The following is an 18,593-nucleotide window of genomic DNA, read 5'->3' on the forward strand; positions in this document are numbered from 1 at the left end:
GACACGGCGCCCCCCCAGGCTCTTTCGCGGCTCGGAGTCCGATCAGCGGTTGCGGTTCGCCGTCGGTCCCGGCTGCGGCTTCGAGAACAGCACCACGATGATCACCGTGACGCCGACCACGACATGCGGCAGCCAGACGTTGAGCGCCTCGCCGGCGAACCCGAAGATCCAGGGCGACAACGCCAGGAACAGGCTCGCGACGATGTCGAACACGAGGTGGACGGGCATCGGGATGAAGCCGAAGGGGCCCCACTCGTACTTCGTGAACAGGCTGTAGACGATCAGACCGACGCCGAGCACGATCGGGATGACGACGGCAGGTCCTCCGACCCCGGCGAACCCGAACAGCCACGGCGCCGCGATGAGCGCGATGCCGACGAGGTAGTCGAGGACGCCGTGAACCTTGGTGGGGATGAAGCGCATGATTCCTCCTTGAGTATGGCCGCGGTATCGCGGCTGTCATCAGAGGTTCGGCGCAGTGGGGAAATCGGATGGGATGCCGACGAGAGCATTATCACGCGGAGTCGGAATCTCCGTCTGCTTCCGACATCCCCGGGCCCGGTCCTGGCCGCACCGCCGCGTCTTCGGCGACGTCCACCCGTGTGACGCCCTCACGTTCGGTCACTTCCACCCGCGGCGCCGCATCGGCCTCGGTCGCGTCTGGCGCCGTCGTGAGCTGATCCTCGCGCTTCCGCTCCTTGCTCATCTCTTCGTGTGACACGCCGCATCCTTTCGTCCGGGGTTCCCCAGCGTATGCGTGGGCGGGTCCGGAGTGCAGGGGCTTGTCGTCAGCGGTCGACATGGCTATGCGATGCGCCTGGTCACGGTTCACGCCTTACCCGCATTTTTCACTGCTACGGTGAGCGAAGTCGGCATCTTGCCGGCGTCAGGGAAGACTTCTTGTCGACCAACGGGCCTGTTCTGGCCATTTCGTTCTCCGTCGCCTCCTCTGGATCACCTTGAGGAGACCCGATTCCCGTGCACCCGCACACCCGTTCAACAGACTCCCGCACAGACGCCGACGCAAGATCGCTTCCGGCACTGCCCATCGGTTCGACCGCCATCGTCTACTGCGAGGCGCAGTTCGCCGAACAGGACGGCAAGACCGCCAACGGCCTGGTCCGTCATTCCGAGAGGTACGAGATCCTCAGCGTCATCGACAGTCACCACGCGGGGGCGGATGCCGGGACTGTGCTCGACGGCGTCGCTAGCGGCATCCCGATCCTCGCGAGTCTCACGGAAGCCATCGCGCACGCCGGCAGCACGCCGGATTACCTCATCTGCGGCGTAGCGCCAGCGGACGGGTTGTTGTCGGACGCGCAGCGGGTCGTACTGCTCGACGGCGTCGCGCGCGGCATGCACATCATCAACGGCCTGCATGAGTTCCTCAACGACGACGCGGAGTTCGCCGCGGCCGCGCTCCTCGCCGGCGTCACGATAACTGATGTGCGTCGGCCCAAGGACAAGAAGGACCTCCATCTCTTCTCCGGGCGGATCTTCGACGTCACCTGCCCGAGGATCGCGGTTCTCGGCACGGATGGTGCGGTGGGCAAGCGGACGACGTCGACGCTGCTCGTCAAGGCGCTCAACGACCGCGGCATCCGCGCCGTCATGGTCGGCACAGGACAGACCACCATCATCCAGGGCGGTCGATACGGTGTGGCGCTCGACGCGCTGGTGCCGCAGTTCTGCTCCGGCGAGGTCGAGAATCAGGTCGTCGCCGCCTTCGAGGGCGAGGATCCCGATGTGATCATCGTCGAAGGTCAGGGCGCGCTCAGCCATCCCGCGTATCTCACCTCGGCCCATATCCTCCGCGGCAGTCGTCCGGCCGGCGTGATCGTCCAGCATGCGCCGGGCCGACGCGTGCTCGGTGATTTCCCGATGATGCCGATGCCGGACGTCGCCAGTGAAGTCACCCTGATCGAGGCTTTCGCCGACACCCGGGTGATCGGCGTGACCGTGAACCACGAGAACCTCACCGAGACGCAGATCGCCGCAGCCATCGACGAGATCGAACTCGACCTCGGAGTCCCCGCGACGGATCCGCTGACCAGGCCGTTGGACGAACTCGTCGACATGGTGCTGCAGGCGTTCCCCGAGCTGTCGAAGGCGCTCACACGGAGCCCCGCCTGACGAGCGGAACCCGCGTCGTCAGCGTCGTCTGACGGGCTGCTGCAGCTCGGTCACCCAATCGGACTGGTCATCCGATATGGCGCGGACATACAGTTCCCGGCAGGGACCGGCGTGAACCAGGCCACGCGCGAAGATCTCGGAATGGATCGCTTGCCAGCTCTCGGCGATGCGGTCCATCGAGCCGAGATGGATGCCGCACACCGCGGTCTCGGAGGCAGGAAGGTCCACGATCTCGAACCCTTCGCCCGCGGGCCCGCTGTACGCGTACCCGGCGACGATCTGAAGCCCGTCCTCGGTCGTGTCGTACTGCGCGATCGGCGTCGCCAGAGCCCCCTGCTCACCGCCGATGATCTCAGCGACGGCGTCGAAGGACGGACCGACGGCACCGGCCACCTCTGGTTGGTCGGCGACGACAGTGCGGCGTGCCGCGAGACGGACGGCGGGCAGGGGCTTCTCGATGATCTCGATCTGGGACATGTGGTTCTCGCTCTCTATGAGATGGAGACGCCGCTCCACGTCGACGAGTCGTCCGGCTGCGATCCTGTGCTCCTGCTCAACCTCTGCGCGACGGATGCGCAGCAGGGCGGCGATGCGATCCGCATCGACCCCCTGATCGAGAATCGATGAGATGTCGTCGAGGCCGAACCCGAGCTGTCGCAGAGCGACGATCCTGTGCAGGCGCTCGAGCTGGGAGGGGTCGTACGATCGATAACCGCTGAACTCGTCCACGTGAGCCGGCACGAGCAGACCGGCGGTGTCCCAGTGCCTCAGCATCCGGTGGGTCACCTGACCGATCTGCGCGAACGCTCCGATGGATAACATGACTCAGTTCTCTCGTCTTCCACAGTGTGAGAGTCAAGTATCGCCGCAGAAGCCGACGTCGTAAGCCAGCGCTACGCTCTCCGTGATGTCCACGTCCACTGCGCTCCCCGGTCCCTGCACACTGTGCGGCGGTGCCGACGGCCGACGTGTGAGCGGCTCCTGGTACTGCGCCGCTTGCGGTTGGAGATACGGCGACGTGCCCGATCCCGATCTCCCGCTGCCCCGCATCGACGTCGTGTACTACCTGCGCTTCGATCGTCGGGTGAAGATCGGCACCAGCATGCGTCCGCGGCAGAGGCTCGCCAGCATCCGCCATGACGAACTTCTCGCGTTCGAGCCCGGAGGCAGACCGGTCGAACAGCAGCGGCATCGCGAGTTCGCGCACCTGCGCGAAGGCGGCGAATGGTTCACGTTCAGCCATGAACTCCAGGTGCACACCACGACGCTTCGCGCGGAGGGCGACCCGTGGCGACTTCACGCGCGGTGGTTGAGCGAGGCCCTTCGTTCATGACCCGCACGCTCGGGACGCCCAGACGCGCCACGGCGCGAGATCAGTCGAGCCGCGCCCACCCGTAGCGGGAGATCAGCGCCGACGCCACCTGGTCGTACAGCGCCCGCTTCAACACGGCGGCCTCTCGTCTCATCCCGCCGTCGTGCACGCTGTAGAGCAGTTCGATGTCGACCCACGACTCGCGCCCCTGCGAATCCCAGGCACCGCTGCCGATCGAGAGGAAGTCCCTGTCACGATCATGCGGCTTGCTCGTCATCCGTACCGCGTAGACGCGGTCTGCGGACTGCCTCCCGATGACCAGCACGGGGCGGTCCTTGCCCCGGCCGTCGTTCTCCTCATAAGGCACCCATGTCCAGATGATCTCGCCCGAATCCGGCGCATCGTCCTTGGCGGGGCTGTAGCCGACCTGGAGATCCCTGATGCGGTCGGGGTCGACCCGCACGGTCTCGCTCCCCCGCAGCCGACCCGCATCGCCCTCGGTGGCGACAGCGTCCGACACGTTCGAACGCCCCGTCTCCTTCTCAGGAGAACGGGGCGTCCGAGATGTCAAAGCCTTCAGGACGATGTCGGCGAGCTGAGAAAGGATGCTCTTGGAGGAGGTCACCCCGTCACCCTACCGGCGACATGCGGCCGAGTCGGCTCAGGCGTCGACCAGGGCGTAGCCCTCCTCGCCGTGGACGACGGAGTCGACGCCGGCGATCTCGTCCTCATTGGTGATGCGGAACCCGATCGTCTTCTGGATCGCGAACCCGATGATGAAGGCGACGACGAAGGCGTAGATCAGCACGCCCAGTGCTGCGATCACCTGAACAGCGAGCTGGCGGGCGTCGCCGCCGACGAACAGTCCGGTCTCCGAAGCGAAGAAGCCGAGGTAGATCGTGCCGAGCAGGCCACCGACCAGGTGGATGCCGACGACGTCGAGCGAGTCGTCGAAGCCGAGACGGAACTTCAGTTCGACCGCGAGTGCGCAGACGATACCGGCGAGAGCACCGAGCAGCAACGACCATCCAGGCGTCAGGTTCGCACAGGCGGGCGTGATGGCGACGAGACCTGCGACCGCACCGGAGGCCGCGCCCACCGAGGTGGCCTTGCCGTCCTTGATGCGCTCGATCAGGATCCAGCCGAGGATCGCGGCGGCGGTCGCACCGAGCGTGTTCAGCCCGATGAGGCCGACACCGCCCATGTCCTCCGACAGCCATTCCGCTCCCGCGTTGAAACCGAACCAGCCGAACCACAGCAGTGCAGCGCCCAGAAGCGTCAGCGGCACGTTGTGCGGCTTGAGGATGCCCTTCTGGAATCCGATGCGCTTGCCGAGAACGAGAGCAAGAGCGAGAGCGGCGGCACCCGCGTTGATGTGCACGGCCGTTCCACCCGCGTAGTCGATCACGCCGATGCCGCTGTCCTCACCGAACAGCGTGGTGCCGAGGTTCATGATCCATCCGCCGCCCCAGACCCACGCGGCGATCGGGAAGTACCCCACCGTGGCGAAGATCCCGGCGAAGATCAGCCAGCTGCCGAACTTGGCGCGGTCGGCGATGGCTCCCGAGATCAGTGCGACCGTGATGATGGCGAAGGTGGCGCCGTACGCGACACCGAGCAGAGCGACGTTCGAACCTTCACCGGTGGCGAGGCTGGAGAGCCCGAAGGCGGCGAACGGGTTGCCCGCGAACTGCGTCGGGCTCTCGACCGCGCTCATCGAGAAGCCGAACAGGATCCAGAGCACCGCGACGAGTCCGATGGAGCCGAAGCTCATCATCATCATGCTGACCACGCTCTTCGCCTTGACGAGACCGCCGTAGAAGAACGCGACGCCTGGCGTCATCAGCAAGACCAGCGCTGTCGCGGTGATCGCCCACGAGATGTTGCCGGGAGCATCCATAGGAAAACCTCACATCCGAAGTAATTGAGAGCTTCAGTGTGGCGAGGCCCGATTTCCGGGAAGCGCAGTGAGTGTTACCGCGCGGTTACACCCGACCGCCCGATGTAACCATCGCGTTACGCGACGCTGGGTTGCTGCGCAGAATGTGTGAGGGCGTTGAGTCTGGAGATGGCGCGGAGATACTTCTTGCGGTATCCCCCGCCGAGCATCTCTTCGGCGAAGACCTGATCCAGGCTCACCCCTGTCGCGACGATCGGAACCTGCGCGTCGTAGACGCGGTCGACGAACGCGACGAACCGCAGCGCCTCCGACTGGTCCGTCAGCACCTGCACCTCACGGAGACCGACGAGATCGAGCCCGTCGATGAGGCGGATGTAACGGGACGGGTGCACCTTGGCCAGATGCCGGATGACGTCGCCGAAGAGATCGTCGGATGCTGTGCCCGCTGTGTCGGCGATGCGCTGCGCGTATTCGACCTCTTCCAGCGTGACGGCGTGTCCGTCGAGAGCGCGCTGACGGAAGTCGACGCCGTCGATACGGATGGTCTCGAAGCTGTCCGACATCGCATGGATCTCGCGGAGGAAGTCCTGCGCGGCGAAGCGCCCCTCTCCGAGAGCGTTCGGCGGCGTGTTCGACGTGGCGGCCAGGCGGGTGCCGGTGGTCACCAGCTCACCGAGCAGCCGCGTCATCACCATGGTGTCGCCGGGATCGTCGAGTTCGAACTCGTCGATGCAGATCAGATCCGCACCGCGCAGCAGGTCGACCGTGTTGCGGTAGCCGAGCGCTCCGACCAGCGCCGTGTTTTCGATGAACGAGCCGAAGTACTTACGACGTGCCGGCATCGCGTGATAGATAGACGCGAGCAGGTGTGTCTTGCCGACGCCGAAGCCGCCGTCGAGATACACGCCGGGCTTCAGCTCCGGCTCTTTCTTGGCCCGGCTGAAGAACCCGCCTCGCTTCGCGGGAGCGCCTCGCCCGGCGAACTTCTCCAGCAGTGCCTTCGACTCGGCCTGGGACGGGTACGCGTCATCCGACCGGTAGCCCTCGAATGTCGCATCGTCGAACTGCGGGGGCGGAACCAGGCTCGCGAGCATCTCGGGGCCGGTCACCACCGGTTGACGTTCGGTGAGATGGATGACGTTCGCGTTGTCGGTGTCGTTCATCGGTTTCCTGTGTCGAAGTCTTACAGAACGGGTGCCAGGCGCACCGAACGGCTCTATCGTCGAAGGGACGGCTCAACACTACGCCGTCACAGCCAGAGCCTTCGCTCGCACCTCACCCTGGAGCGCCACGTGACCATCGAGTTCGATTCCTCATCCGAGAAGTTCGCCGAGTACGCCGAGCCGGGCCGTCTCGTCACCACCGACTGGCTCGCAGCGCACCTCGGCGAACCGGGTCTGGTCGTCGTCGAGTCCGATGAGGACGTTCTGCTCTACGAGACGGGGCACATCCCCGGAGCCGTGAAGGTCGACTGGCACACCGAGCTCAACGACCCTGTCGTGCGCGACTACGTCGACGGAGAGGGTTTCGCCGCACTGCTCAGCAGAAAGGGCATCTCCCGCGATGACACCGTCGTGATCTACGGCGACAAGAACAACTGGTGGGCGGCGTACGCCCTGTGGGTCTTCTCCCTCTTCGGCCACGAGGACGTGCGCCTGCTCGACGGCGGACGCGACCGCTGGATCGCCGAGGGCCGCGAGATCACCACCGACCGTACGGAGATCGCACCGACCGACTACCCGGTCGTCGAGCGCGACGACTCGGTCCTACGGGCCTACAAGGACGACGTGGTCGCGTTCATCGGCAACGGACCCCTGATCGACGTCCGCTCCCCCGAGGAGTACAACGGTGAGCGCACGACAGCCCCGGCGTACCCGGAGGAGGGCACGCTGCGCGCCGGGCACATCCCGACCGCGCAGAGCGTGCCGTGGGCCAAGGCCGTCGCAGAGGACGGCGGCTTCCGCACCCGCGCCGAGCTCGACGCGATCTACCGCGACGGCGCGGGAGTGAAAGACGGCGACGACGTCGTGGCGTACTGCCGCATCGGCGAACGCTCCAGCCACACCTGGTTCGTGCTGAAGCACCTGCTCGGATTCGAGAACGTGCGCAACTACGACGGTTCGTGGACCGAGTGGGGCAGCGCCGTGCGAGTGCCGATCGTCACCGGCAGCGAGCCAGGCTCCCTCTGAGCGTGTGACAATGACAGGGATGAGCACCACGCACGTTCCTGACACCCTCGCGGAGATCCGCGACGACTTCCTCGAGCTGCCTGAGGCCGAGCGCCTTCAGCTGCTGCTGGAGTTCTCCAACGAGCTCCCGGAGGTGTCGGACGAGGTCGCGAACCACCCGGAGATGTGCGAGCGAGTGGCGGAGTGCCAGTCTCCCGTCTACATCTACGTCGAAGTCCACGACGACGTCGTCACGATGCATGCGACGGCGCCGCCGGAGGCGCCGACGACCCGCGGCTTCGCGAGCATCCTCGTGCAGGGCATCACCGGGCTGTCGGCGGACGAGGTGCTCGCGATCCCCGACGACTACCCGCAGAGCATCGGTCTCACCCGTGCCGTCTCGCCCCTGCGCATCGGCGGGATGACCGGGATGCTGATGCGCGTCAAGCGCCAGGTCACGCAGAAGCGCTGAAGCCGTTCGCCGACATCCAGTCGGTGATCGCTTTCGTCCACCCGATCTGGTCGTAGTTCCAGATCTTCGTGTGCCGTGCCCCCGTGAACCTCGGCATCGTCACGAGATCGGGGCGCGCTTCGGCCAGCGCGTGCGAGGCATCGGCCGGCACGAATCCGTCGTCCTCGCTGTGCAGTACGAGGATCGGCACGGTCAGCTCGTCGGCGCGCGCGACCATGTCGAGCTTGTCGAAGGAGATCACGAACTCCGCCCCGGAGAGCCGCGCGGTCAGCGGTGACGACAGCGCATTCATCGCCAGCGCGGGGAACGGATCACGGATCCCCTCCTCGCGCGCTTGGAAGCGCAGGACGCCCCGCCAGTCGACCACGGGCGAATCGAGCACGAGGCCGGCGATGGCCTCCCGATGCGCGGACGACACGGCCGTCTGCAGAGCGATCGCTCCACCCATGGACCAGCCCATCAGCAGCACTCTGGTCGCCCCATGTCGCAGCGCGTACGAGATCGCCGCATCGACGTCACGCCACTCCGAAGCACCGAGGGCGTACGACCCGCCCTTGCTGCGCGGCGCTTCACCATCGTTGCGATAGGAGACGACGAGGTTGGGCATTCCCAGCGCATGGAACACCGGCACCGCCCGCAGGCACTCCGCGCGAGTGACTCCGCGGCCGTGCACCTGGATGACCCACGTCGAAGACTCGGCGGGGAACATCCACGCGGGGCACGGTCCGGCGGGCGATCCGATCAGCACGTTCTCCCACGGCAGGTGCAGTTCGCTCGGTGACGAGTAGTACCAGCCGCTGAACCCGGCGGCCCGATCGATCTTCGCGCCGGACTCGATCTGCGTGAGGAGCTTGCGTCGTACGCGTGTCGCGTCTGCGCTCAGCACGGCGCCGAGCTTCACATAACCGTGCGTGCCCGTCGTGAACAACCCGTAGCGACCGGGGAGCTCGGTGTCCGGAGTGCGCGAGAGCTCGATCGTCTGCGCCCCGGTGTCGACGGCCAAGATCTCGGTGTCCGCCGCGCGGGGCGACGGGGTGACGACGCGCCGGGCGATCGCGAACACGAGAAACGCGGCCGCAGTCCCGAGCATCGCGATCAGCGCAGGGACGAGCAGTGCAACGGCGTGCCTGAGACTCTTCATCGCTTCCTGACTCTAGCCTGTCAGCGTGAGCGCACATCCCGATGCCGGAGCGCATTTCGAACGTGCCGCAGCCGAGCTGCGCGACACGGTCTTCCGAGACGACATCGTGATCCGCGAGATCCCCTCCCCGCAGGGCCTCGCACCGTTCTCGATCGCTCTCGCAGCCGACGTCCGCCCCGACGACCACGGTGACTCGATCTACGGCACCGGACGGTTCGTCCTGCTGCATGATCCCGACGCCCCGCCCGCATGGGGCGGAGCATGGCGGATCGTGACGTTCGCCCAGGCGCCTCTCGAGCCGGAGATCGGCACCGATCCCCTCCTCGCGGATGTGACGTGGTCATGGCTCGTGGACGCTCTGGATTCTCGGGATGCCTCGTACCACTCCGCGTCCGGCACGGCGACGAAGACTCTCTCAAAGGGCTTCGGTGCGCTGGCTGAGGAAGGCGACGGAGCCCAGATCGAACTACGATCTTCTTGGACGCCGGAAGAACCGTTCCGACCGCACGTGGAAGCATGGGCCGAGCTCGTCGGCATGCTCGCCGGTCTCCCGCCCGGCTCAGAGAACATCGCCGTGTTCGGCGCACGAAAGGCAGGGCGTGACTGAGTACAGAGTCATCGACGACCCGATCGAGTTCCAGGCGGCCTGCAGATCGCTGGCCGCGGGCTCAGGACCTGTCGCGGTCGACGTCGAACGGGCATCAGGGTTCCGCTACTCGCAGCGCGCATATCTCGTGCAGGTGTTCCGCCGCGGCGCTGGCGTCTTCCTCTTCGATCCGCCGGCGATCGGCGACTTCGCCGCGCTGCAGAATGCGATCGGCGACGTCGAGTGGGTACTCCATGCCGCCAGCCAGGACCTGCCGTCGCTGCGCGAGCTCGAACTCGAGCCGGCGACGATCTTCGACACCGAGCTCGCCGCCCGCCTGCTCGGCCACGAACGCGTCGGCCTCGCAGCGGTGGTGGAGGACACCCTCGGCATCACGTTGAAGAAGGAGCACTCCGCCGCCGACTGGTCGACGCGCCCACTGCCCGACGCGTGGCTCGACTACGCAGCGCTCGACGTTCTGCATCTCGTCGACGTGCGCGACGTCATCGCGACCGAACTCGAGGAGCAGGGTAAGACCGACTTCGCAGCGCAGGAGTTCGCCGCCACGCTCGCACAGCCGCCCCGGCCGCCGAGAGAAGACCCCTGGCGCCGCCTGAGCGGTCTGCATCAGGTGAAGGGCGCCCGCGGACTCGCTGTCGCCAGGTCGCTGTGGGAGGCGCGCGAAGAATTCGCGCAGCAACAGGACACATCTCCAGGGCGCCTCGTTCCCGACCGGTCGCTGGTCGCCGCGGTCCTCGCGAACCCGCAGAGCAAGCAGGCACTCGCCGGCGTCCAGGCGTTCAACGGGCGCGCCAGCAGGTCTCAGCTCGACCGGTGGTGGGACGCGATCGTCAGGGGGCGCGAGGCTCCAGCGGTGCCCCGCGAGCGGGGACACAGCGACGCTCTGCCTCCCGCGAGGGCCTGGAGCGAGCGGAATCCTGAGGCCGACGCGCGCCTCAAACTCGCGCGTCCGGTCGTGGAGGCCCGCGCCGAAGAACTCGGAATGCCGACGGAGAACCTGCTGAAGCCCGAGACGCTTCGACGGGTCGCATGGGCTCCCCCCGAGTTGACGGCGGATGCCGTCGGCGCGGCCCTGGCAGATCTCGGCGCGCGGCCGTGGCAGATTGAGCAGACTGCACAGAAGATCGTGGATGCCTTTGTAGAAGCCGGTCAATCGGCAGATCAGCCCGCCGCGTCCGAGTCGTAGGTTCGATCCAACCGATTCCCCACGGTATCCGGCGACTCGTAGTCTGAGGTCAAACCTAACCTTGGAGGCAGAGTGGCCGAGATCTCGGACGTCTACTTCGTTGATGGCGTACGCACCCCGTTCGGGCGCGCCGGCGAAAAAGGCATGTACTGGAACACACGCGCGGACGATCTCGCTGTGAAGGCGACGATCGGTCTGATGGAGCGCAACGCCGGCATTCCGGCCGAGCGCATCGATGATGTCGCGATCGCCGCCACATCGCAGACGGGCGATCAGGGTCTGACGCTCGGCCGCTCGGTCGCGATCCTCGCCGGCCTGCCCAACACCGTCCCCGGTCTCGCGGTCGAGCGCATGTGCGCCGGCGCGATGACCAGTGTCACCACCATGGGTGCGTCGATCGGCATCGGCATGTACGACTTCGCCCTCGCGGGCGGCGTCGAGCACATGGGCCACCACCCGATCGGCGGCAACGCTGACCCGAACCCCCGCTTCGTCGCGGAGAAGATGGTCGACCCCGGTGCCCTGAACATGGGCGTCACGGCCGAGCGCATCTTCGACCGTTTCCCTCACCTCACCAAGGAGCGCTCCGACCGCTTCGGCATGCTGAGCCAGCACAAGGTGCAGGCCGCGTACGACGCAGGCAAGATCCAGCCCGACCTCGTGCCCGTGGCGATCAAGGGCGCCGACGGTGCCTGGGGCCTCGCCACTGAGGACGAGGGTCGCCGTCCCCAGACGACGATGGAAGACCTCGCCGCGCTGAAGACGCCGTTCCGCCCGCACGGTCGCGTGACCGCCGGCACCTCGTCTCCGTTGACCGACGGCGCCACCATGTCGCTGCTCGCCGGTGGCGGGGCGGTCAAGGAGCTCGGCCTGAAGCCGAAGATGAAGATGGTGTCGTTCGCCTTCGCCGGCGTGCAGCCGGAGATCATGGGCATCGGTCCGATCCCCTCGACCGAGAAGGCGCTGAAGAAGGCCGGTCTGACGATCTCCGACATCGGACTGTTCGAGCTGAACGAGGCGTTCGCGATCCAGGTCATCTCGCTGCTCGATCACTTCGGCATCGCCGATGACGACCCTCGTGTCAACCAGTGGGGCGGCGCGATCGCGATCGGCCACCCACTCGCGGCATCCGGTGTCCGACTGATGATCCAGCTCGCGGCGCAGTTCGCCGAGCGTCCCGACGTGCGCTACGGCCTCACGGCCATGTGCGTGGGCCTCGGTCAGGGTGGCTCCGTCATCTGGGAGAACCCCTTCTACGACGGCAAGAAGCGGAAGTGAGCGGCGACGTGACCGACTACGAAAAGATCGATTTCTCCTCCATCCTGGCGCTCGCCGGCGACGAGGTCGTCACGCACTCCCCCGTGCGCGACATCCGCCTCCCATCCGGCAAGGTCCTGGCGCTCATCACCCTCGACAACGGTCGCGATCACACGCGGCCGAACACGCTGGGCCCCGCCACGCTGACCGAGCTGGGTGAGACGTTGTCCGGGCTGAAGGCCCGCGCCGCGGCCGGCGAGATCCAGGCCGTCGCCATCACCGGCAAGCAGTACATCCTCGCCGCGGGCGCTGACCTCTCGGACATCTCCAAGGTGCAGTCGAAGGAGCAGGCCAAGCTCATCGCTCAGCTGGGCCACAAGGTCATCGGCTCGCTCAGCGAACTCGGTGTGCCGTCGTTCGCCTTCGTGAACGGACTCGCGCTCGGTGGCGGCCTCGAGATCGCACTGAACTCGACCTATCGCACGGTCGACGCCTCCGCGGCCGCCGTCGCATTGCCCGAGGTCTTCCTCGGCATCATCCCCGGGTGGGGAGGCGCGTATCTGCTGCCGAACCTCATCGGCATCGAGAACGCACTCGAGGTGGTGATCTCGAACCCGCTCAAGCAGAACCGCATGCTCAAGCCGCAGCAGGCGTTCGACCTCGGCATCTTCGACGCGATCTTCCCCGCCGCCAACTATCTCGAGAACTCACTCGCGTGGGCGGATGCCGTACTCGGTGGCAAGAAGGTCGAGCGAAAGAACGAGCCGGGCAAGCTGGAGCGTCTGACGAAGTGGCCGATCGCCATCAAGATGGCGCGCGGCATGCTCGAGTCGAAGATCGGCACCGTGCCGAAGTCGCCGTACGCGGCGCTCGAGCTGCTCGACAAGGCCAAGAGCGGAACAAGGGCAGAAGGGTTCGCCCGCGAGGATGAGGCGCTCAGCGAGCTCGTCACCGGAGATCAGTTCGCGGCGTCCATGTACGCCTTCGACCTGGTGCAGAAACGGGCGAAGCGCCCGGTCGGCGCACCGGACAAGGCGCTCGCGAAGAAGGTCACCAAGGTCGGCATCATCGGCGCGGGCCTCATGGCCAGCCAGTTCGCGCTGCTGTTCGTGCGCAAGCTGCGCGTGCCCGTGCTGATCACCGACATCGACCAGGCCCGCGTCGACAAGGGCGTGGCCTACATCAACGACGAGATCGGCAAACTCGAGGCGAAGGGCCGTCTGGACGCCGATGGCGCCAACCAGCTGCGCGGGCTCATCCACGGCACGGTCGACAAGAGCGAGTACGCCGACTGCGAGTTCGTGATCGAGGCCGTCTTCGAAGAGGTCGGCGTCAAGCAGCAGGTGTTCGGCGAGATAGAGAAGTACATCGCCGAAGACGCGATCCTCGCGACCAACACCTCGTCGCTCTCGGTCGAGGAGATCGGAGCGAAGCTCGCTCACCCCGAGCGTCTGGTGGGTTTCCATTTCTTCAACCCGGTCGCCGTCATGCCGCTCATCGAGATCGTCAAGACACCCGGCACGAACGAGCAGACGCTCTCTACCGCGTTCGTCGTCGCGAAGGGACTGGGGAAGAATGCCGTGCTCACGGCAGACGCCCCGGGCTTCGTGGTGAACCGCCTGCTGGCGAAGGTCATGGGCGAAGCGGCACGTGCGGTCTACGAGGGAACCCCCGTCGCCGATGTCGAGAAGGCGTTCAGCCCGCTCGGTCTGCCGATGGGGCCGTTCCAGCTCATCGATCTGGTGGGCTGGAAGGTCGCGGCGCACGTGCAGGACACGATGGTGCGCCACTTCCCCGACCGCTTCTACGCGAACGAGAACTTCCACGCTCTCGCCGAGCTGGAGCAGGTCGTGGAGAAGGACAAGGGAGGCCGAGTCACCGGCTGGACCAAGGCCGCCGAGAAGGCGCTCAAGGGCCACCTGGGCAGCACGCCCGCATCGGCTGAGACGATTCTGCGACGCGTCCAGGACGGACTCACGCAGGAGATCAAGCTCATGCTCGACGAGGATGTGGTGCCCGAGGTCGAGGACATCGATCTCTGCCTCATCCTCGGTGCCGGCTGGCCGTTCATCGACGGCGGCGCCTCTGTGTATCTCGATCGCGAGGGTGCATCGGAACGGGTGTTCGACGGCACGTTCCACTCTCCGCCGATCCGCGGCATCGCGCACGTCTGACGCTGCGTCGCTGCCGAAGGGGTCGTGTCCTCGGACACGGCCCCTTCACTGCGTCCAAGCGGCCAACCACTCACGAAATCCGGGTGAACAACTCGTGCTGGACCGTGAACTCGTGCCGTGTCGCGCAGGTGAACAGGCAGAGTGTGAGTGTGGATGCGATATTCAGCGCACTGGGAACCGGGACCATGAGCACTCTCGTCAAATCCGGCACTGCCGTCCTGACCACGCTGCTCGTGGTTCCTGCGCTCCTGAAGCTCTTCATCGTGACCGTCGACGAGGGGTGGGCGGCGATCCGTACCCGCAACGGCAAACCCATCGTCCGCAAGCCCACATCGCGCAGCGTGCGCACCGGCAAGGGCACGGCGGGCGAGGTGGTCGTGCTCCACTCCGGCTCGCACGGAGCGTTCCCGCTCTTCTATTGGTACAAGCTCATCGACGTTCGTGTTCGATCGACGGATCTGCCCGCGCGTCATCTCACCGGCGCAACAGGGCATCAGCATCTCATCCACGCGTCATTCGAATGGCGCCCCGTCCCCTCTGGGCGAGATCTTCGCGTCTTCGAGCTCGACGTCGTGAACGTGAAAGAACGGGCGGCCAACATCGTCGGCGCCGCTCTGCGAGACGTCATCCACGCGACGGACGGCGCGGTGCTGCCACGCAACGAGGACGTCAACGTCATGGTCCTCTCCCAGTGCGCGGAGCGCGCGCAGTCCGCCGGTGGCATCGAGATCCTCTCCGTCATGATCACCGGCGACGCCCTCACCGACGGGTACCTCCTCTCGCAGGCGCTGCGGGAGACGGACCGCGGGTCCGCTGCCGTCGCCGCACTGCACGCGCTCAACTGAGCCACGGTCGCCTAGTGCTCTGTGTGAGACACGCCTGTGGTACTTTTTGAACATGTTCGAAACAGGCGACCGGCCGCAGACCAAGAGCGAGCGCACACGAGCGAGGATCCGCGACGCTGCCATCGCTTCATTCATCGAGCACGGATACACCGACACGACGATGCGGGCCATCGCCGACATTGCCGAGGTCTCGGTGAGCAACGCCTATTACTACTACCCATCCAAGATGCACCTGGTGCAGGAACTCTACGTCCGCGTGCAGCACGAGCACGCTGCGCTGGCTGAACCGCAGCTCAAGACGAAGAGCGGCCTTGTCGACAGGCTGCGTGCCGTCTTCGACACCGGACTGACGTCGGTCACGCCGTACCAGCGCGTCGCGCCTGGATTCCTTGCCGCGATGATCCCACCGGACTCGCCTCTCAACCCGCTGGCGGAGGAGTCCGACCCCGCGCGGGAGATGACGATCGAACTGTTCCGAAAGGCGGTCGACGGCGCGCAGCATCGTCTGCCTGATGACATCGCGGCACTGCTGCCGAAGGCGCTGTTCGTCGCCTATCTCGCGCTCGTGCTGCGCTGGACGTATGACTCCTCCGTCGAGGCGAATCAGACCAAGCGGATGCTGGACGCCGGTCTTCGCCTGCTCGGTCTCGCACTGCCTTTCGTCAAGGTTCCAGGTATCCATGCCGTGTCACGTCAACTGCTCACGCTCGTCGCAGAGGTGCGGTCATGAGCGTGGCGTCGTCGAGTCCGCGTACCCCTGATGCCCCGATGGCCTTCACACGCGACGAGTTCTGGCGAGGAGCAATGCGCGCGTGGGGCGTCTTCCTGCTGCTGCTACTCGCACTCGAGGTCGTGGCGGTCGTCATCAGCGATCCCCTCGGGCTGTGGAGTACGGCTGGATCGACGCTGATGCTCCTCCTGCTCGTGCTGGTGGTGTCGCTGCTCGTCGGCGGAGCGATCTCCGGAGTGAGTCTCGTCATCGGCATCCCGATCGCGCGTCGCATCGCGACGGCTCTGCAACACGAGCGTCGTGTCAAGGTGCACGTGATCGCCTTCGCCCTGTACGGCTTCGGGTTCGGCGCACTCATCGGTGGTGGCTCGTATGCGCTGGCCTTTATCCGCGGTGGATCGTCGATCGTCCAGCCCGTGATCTTCGCCGCCCTCATCGCAGGAGCCCTCAGTGCGATTGCCGTGTCATTCGCGTGGTGGTCCGTCGCGCGTGAAGCGGTGCGAGCGGACCGAGGGATTACTCGGCGCACCAGGCGACGGATCGCACGAATCGACCCCGACGCCGCCGTCGAGGATTCGCTCTGACGCGACTCAGCGCCGGTCGTGCAGAGGCAGGTCGATGGCGCCGGTCTCCCCCGCATTACGGGCGACGGGAATACGGGTGCCGAGCACCTGGGACACGATGTCCTGTGCGATCTTCGGCGCCGTGAGCCCGGCATCCGCGAGGATCTGATCACGGGATGCATGATCGATGAACTCATCCGGCAGCCCCAGCTCATCCACTGCCGTGTCGATGCCGGCCTCGCGAAGCACCTGGCGCACGCGCGTGCCGATGCCGCCGACGCGGATGCCGTCCTCCAGCGTGATCACCAGACGGTGAGACCGCGCCAGGTCGATGACCGACCGCTGCACGGGGATCGCCCAGCGCGGGTCGATGACCGTCGCACCGATGCCCTGCGCACGAAGACGCGCGGCGACATCCATGGCCATGGCGGCGAACGGTCCGATCGCGACGATGAGCACGTCCTCGCTCTCGCCGCGCGACAGCACGTCGACGCCGTCATCGAGGCGCTCGATCGCGGGGATGTCGGCGGCGACCTCACCCTTCGGGAACCGGATGACGGTCGGCGCGTCGTCGACGGCCACCGCCTCGTCGAGGGCTTCCTTGAGCCGCGCGCCGTCGCGAGGTGCCGCGATGCGGATGTGCGGCACGATCTGCAGCATCGCGAGATCCCACATGCCGTGGTGGCTGGGTCCGTCGGGCCCGGTGACTCCTGCCCTGTCCAGGACGAACGTGACACCGGCTCTGTGCAGAGCGACGTCCATCAGCACCTGGTCGAAGGCGCGCCCCATGAACGTGGCGTAGAGGGCGACAACCGGATGAAGTCCGCCGAAGGCGAGCCCGGCGGCGGATGCCACGGCGTGCTGCTCGGCGATCCCCACGTCGTACACGCGGTCGGGGAAGCGCTCCGCGAACGGAGCGAGGCCGGTCGGTCGGAGCATCGCCGCGGTCATCGCGATGACCTTCGGGTCGCGCTCCCCCACGCGCACCAGCGAATCGGAGAACACATCGGTCCAGCTCTGCCCGCTGCTCGACAGCGATTCGCCGGTCACCGGATCTATGCGATTGACGGCATGGAACTGGTCGGCCTCGTCGTCGCGTGCGGGCTGGTACCCACGCCCCTTCTGGGTTATGGCGTGCACGAGCACTGGAGCACCGTAGGACTTGGCGAGCTCGAGTGTCTCGAGCAGTGCCGGTATGTCATGGCCGTCGACGGGGCCGAGGTACTTTATGTCGAGATTGGAATACAGCGCCTCGTTGTTCGTGAAGCGGGACAGGAACCCGTGCGTGCCGCCTCGGATGCCGCGGAACATCGCGCGACCCACCGGACCGAACACGCGGAAGAGCCGGTCGGACTTGCGGTGCAGGTCCTTGTAGGCCGCCGCCGTGCGCACGCGGTTGAGATAGCGGGACATGCCGCCGATCGTCGGAGCGTAGGAGCGCCCGTTGTCGTTGACGACGATCACGAGATTGCGGTCGTTGTCGTCGGTGATATTGTTCAGTGCCTCCCACGTCATCCCGCCCGTGAGAGCGCCGTCACCCACGACGGCCACGACATGACGATCCGACCGTCCGGTGGCCGTCAGGGCCCTGGAGACGCCGTCCGCCCAGCTCAGCGAGCTGGATGCGTGGGAGGACTCCACGACGTCGTGCGGGCTCTCACTGCGTTGCGGGTAGCCGGCGAGCCCACCACGCACGCGAAGAGCCGAGAAGTCCTGCCTGCCCGTGAGCAGCTTGTGGACGTACGACTGATGACCGGTGTCGAAGATGATCGGATCAGCGGGCGATTCGAAGACGCGGTGCAGCGCGATCGTGAGTTCGACGACACCGAGGTTGGGACCCAGATGGCCGCCCGTTCGCGAGACGTTCTGGACGAGGAACTCTCTGGTCTCTGCGGCGAGCTCCACGAGTTCGTCGGGGGTGAGGTCATCGAGATCTCGTGGTCCGCTGATGCGCTGCAGAATCGGCATCCGCCCTCCTCCTCGTTCCGGGAACAGTGCCGGTCAGCCGGTCGGTTCCATCCGTCGATTCTATCCTCGCAGTCCGAGAACTTACGGTTAACCCGCTTGCGCGGCGCGAGCGCACCGGGTATGCCAGAAGGGGGGGG

Annotated in this window: 19 protein-coding genes; 11 read left to right on the top strand and 8 right to left on the bottom strand. The window is 66.4% G+C overall.

Annotation, left to right across the window (positions count from 1 at the left end; all coding sequences use genetic code 11):
- Window positions 1-42: 42 nt before the first annotated feature.
- A complete protein-coding gene (locus ACNPNP_RS08515; protein ID WP_448965606.1) occupies window positions 43-423 on the bottom strand; it encodes an SPW repeat domain-containing protein in 381 nt (126 codons plus the stop codon).
- 91 nt (window positions 424-514) lie between these two features.
- Entirely contained in the window at window positions 515-721 is a 207-nt protein-coding gene (locus ACNPNP_RS08520; RefSeq protein WP_448965607.1) for a multidrug transporter, read from the bottom strand.
- Window positions 722-978: 257 nt separating this feature from the next.
- Between ACNPNP_RS08520 and ACNPNP_RS08525 the strand changes: the two genes are divergently transcribed.
- Window positions 979-2,133 carry an N-acetyltransferase DgcN family protein gene (locus ACNPNP_RS08525; RefSeq protein WP_448965608.1) on the top strand — a complete coding sequence of 385 codons (1,155 nt, stop codon included), beginning with the start codon at window positions 979-981 and terminating at the stop codon, window positions 2,131-2,133.
- Window positions 2,134-2,151: 18 nt separating this feature from the next.
- On the opposite strand, the gene ACNPNP_RS08530 is transcribed toward ACNPNP_RS08525, so the two are convergent.
- Window positions 2,152-2,955, bottom strand: a complete 804-nt coding sequence (locus ACNPNP_RS08530; protein ID WP_448965609.1) for a MerR family transcriptional regulator — start codon at window positions 2,953-2,955, stop codon at window positions 2,152-2,154.
- A gap of 85 nt (window positions 2,956-3,040) precedes the next feature.
- Here ACNPNP_RS08530 and ACNPNP_RS08535 point away from each other — a divergent pair, with 85 nt between their 5' ends.
- A complete protein-coding gene (locus ACNPNP_RS08535) occupies window positions 3,041-3,466 on the top strand; it encodes a GIY-YIG nuclease family protein (RefSeq protein ID WP_448965610.1) in 426 nt (141 codons plus the stop codon).
- 40 nt (window positions 3,467-3,506) lie between these two features.
- Here the strand turns inward: ACNPNP_RS08535 and ACNPNP_RS08540 are convergent, their stop codons facing one another.
- The 3 genes from ACNPNP_RS08540 to zapE all read right to left on the bottom strand — a co-directional run bounded on the left by ACNPNP_RS08540 (window position 3,507) and on the right by zapE (window position 6,508).
- Complete coding sequence (locus ACNPNP_RS08540; RefSeq protein ID WP_448965611.1) at window positions 3,507-4,070, bottom strand: type II toxin-antitoxin system PemK/MazF family toxin; 564 nt, start codon at window positions 4,068-4,070, stop codon at window positions 3,507-3,509.
- 36 nt (window positions 4,071-4,106) lie between these two features.
- Window positions 4,107-5,345, bottom strand: a complete 1,239-nt coding sequence (locus tag ACNPNP_RS08545) for an ammonium transporter (protein ID WP_448965612.1) — start codon at window positions 5,343-5,345, stop codon at window positions 4,107-4,109.
- A 116-nt stretch (window positions 5,346-5,461) separates the two neighbouring features.
- Window positions 5,462-6,508 (bottom strand): cell division protein ZapE, encoded by a 1,047-nt coding sequence (zapE, locus tag ACNPNP_RS08550; protein WP_448965613.1) that lies wholly within the window; start codon window positions 6,506-6,508, stop codon window positions 5,462-5,464.
- 129 nt (window positions 6,509-6,637) lie between these two features.
- Here zapE and ACNPNP_RS08555 point away from each other — a divergent pair, with 129 nt between their 5' ends.
- Both ACNPNP_RS08555 and ACNPNP_RS08560 read left to right on the top strand, forming a co-directional pair.
- Window positions 6,638-7,534 carry a sulfurtransferase gene (locus tag ACNPNP_RS08555; RefSeq protein WP_448965614.1) on the top strand — a complete coding sequence of 299 codons (897 nt, stop codon included), beginning with the start codon at window positions 6,638-6,640 and terminating at the stop codon, window positions 7,532-7,534.
- Window positions 7,535-7,553: 19 nt separating this feature from the next.
- On the top strand, window positions 7,554-7,985 hold the full coding sequence (locus ACNPNP_RS08560; protein WP_234000258.1) for a SufE family protein: 432 nt from the start codon (window positions 7,554-7,556) through the stop codon (window positions 7,983-7,985).
- Here the strand turns inward: ACNPNP_RS08560 and ACNPNP_RS08565 are convergent.
- Complete coding sequence (locus ACNPNP_RS08565) at window positions 7,969-9,126, bottom strand: alpha/beta hydrolase family protein (protein ID WP_448965615.1); 1,158 nt, start codon at window positions 9,124-9,126, stop codon at window positions 7,969-7,971. The two genes, ACNPNP_RS08560 and ACNPNP_RS08565, sit on opposite strands and share 17 nt — an antisense overlap.
- Before the next feature lie 25 nt (window positions 9,127-9,151).
- On the opposite strand from ACNPNP_RS08565, the gene ACNPNP_RS08570 reads away from it, so the two are divergent.
- From ACNPNP_RS08570 to ACNPNP_RS08600, 7 genes are all read left to right on the top strand, one after another.
- Complete coding sequence (locus ACNPNP_RS08570) at window positions 9,152-9,733, top strand: DUF3000 domain-containing protein (protein ID WP_033107125.1); 582 nt, start codon at window positions 9,152-9,154, stop codon at window positions 9,731-9,733.
- Complete coding sequence (locus tag ACNPNP_RS08575) at window positions 9,726-10,919, top strand: ribonuclease D (RefSeq protein ID WP_448965616.1); 1,194 nt, start codon at window positions 9,726-9,728, stop codon at window positions 10,917-10,919. The genes ACNPNP_RS08570 and ACNPNP_RS08575 overlap by 8 nt, the downstream gene beginning before the upstream one ends.
- A 72-nt stretch (window positions 10,920-10,991) precedes the next feature.
- Window positions 10,992-12,197, top strand: a complete 1,206-nt coding sequence (locus ACNPNP_RS08580) for a thiolase family protein (RefSeq protein ID WP_033107127.1) — start codon at window positions 10,992-10,994, stop codon at window positions 12,195-12,197.
- Between the two features lie 8 nt (window positions 12,198-12,205).
- Window positions 12,206-14,350 (top strand): 3-hydroxyacyl-CoA dehydrogenase NAD-binding domain-containing protein, encoded by a 2,145-nt coding sequence (locus ACNPNP_RS08585; protein WP_448966153.1) that lies wholly within the window; start codon window positions 12,206-12,208, stop codon window positions 14,348-14,350.
- Between the two features lie 185 nt (window positions 14,351-14,535).
- The gene (locus ACNPNP_RS08590) at window positions 14,536-15,195 is read left to right on the top strand and encodes an SPFH domain-containing protein (RefSeq protein ID WP_235272443.1); all 660 of its coding nucleotides are present in this window, start codon (window positions 14,536-14,538) and stop codon (window positions 15,193-15,195) included.
- Between the two features lie 52 nt (window positions 15,196-15,247).
- Window positions 15,248-15,925: a TetR/AcrR family transcriptional regulator gene (locus tag ACNPNP_RS08595; RefSeq protein WP_448965617.1), complete on the top strand. Its 678-nt coding sequence runs from the start codon at window positions 15,248-15,250 to the stop codon at window positions 15,923-15,925.
- The gene (locus tag ACNPNP_RS08600) at window positions 15,922-16,509 is read left to right on the top strand and encodes a hypothetical protein (RefSeq protein ID WP_448965618.1); all 588 of its coding nucleotides are present in this window, start codon (window positions 15,922-15,924) and stop codon (window positions 16,507-16,509) included. The genes ACNPNP_RS08595 and ACNPNP_RS08600 overlap by 4 nt, the downstream gene beginning before the upstream one ends.
- A 6-nt stretch (window positions 16,510-16,515) precedes the next feature.
- On the opposite strand, the gene dxs is transcribed toward ACNPNP_RS08600, so the two are convergent.
- Window positions 16,516-18,456, bottom strand: coding sequence for a 1-deoxy-D-xylulose-5-phosphate synthase (dxs, locus tag ACNPNP_RS08605; protein ID WP_448965619.1), 1,941 nt, complete (start codon window positions 18,454-18,456; stop codon window positions 16,516-16,518).
- Window positions 18,457-18,593 lie beyond the last annotated feature (137 nt).

The organism is Microbacterium xerophyticum (genome assembly GCF_053543555.1).